At 65.0% G+C, this 503-nt stretch carries 1 protein-coding gene; it reads right to left on the bottom strand.

The window, feature by feature from the left end; translation table 11 throughout:
* Positions 1 to 159 precede the first annotated feature (159 nt).
* On the bottom strand, positions 160 to 503 hold a 344-nt coding region (locus AACY52_RS30265), incomplete at its 5' end, for a hypothetical protein (RefSeq protein WP_339561372.1).

Below are 503 nucleotides of genomic sequence, written 5' to 3'. Positions count from 1 at the left end.
ATTGGGATTGTCGGGCATCGCGTTGGGCAGACTGGCCGAATAACGCGAGGGTGACGTCGGCGCGGAAGACGGGATGGGGGCGATGGTCATGGCGATGCTCCGTTGCAGAGGAGCATCTTCCGAGATTCGCTATTGCAAGTCAATCGCAATAAAGAAGGGTCAGTCGGGCGCTTCGTCGTTCGCCGAGAGCACTTCACCGGCGAGGTAGAGCGAGCCGAGAATCAGCACGATCGGCGGCTCGGCCGGGTCGGCAATCTCGGTGATGTCTAGGAGGGCGCTGGCGACATCGGAGGCGGTATGCGCGGCGAGCCCAAGGTCGTGCGCGATCGCGGCGAGTGCTGTGGGCGCGTGATGCTCATGGCTCGGCACCGGCACGGCATGAAGCGTGGTGGCGACGCGTGCAAAGGGCGCGAGCAGGCCGAGCGGATCCTTATTGGCGAGCATCCCCAGCACCAGATGCACTTCGCTGCGCCCGACGCCGGGATGCGCGATCGCATCGAGCG

The organism is Pseudomonas sp. EA_65y_Pfl1_P113 (genome assembly GCF_963970525.1).
Lineage (GTDB): Bacteria > Pseudomonadota > Gammaproteobacteria > Pseudomonadales > Pseudomonadaceae > Aquipseudomonas > Aquipseudomonas tritici.
Note: the sequence above shows the minus strand (reverse complement) of the source record. Positions and strands in the feature narration are given on the sequence as shown.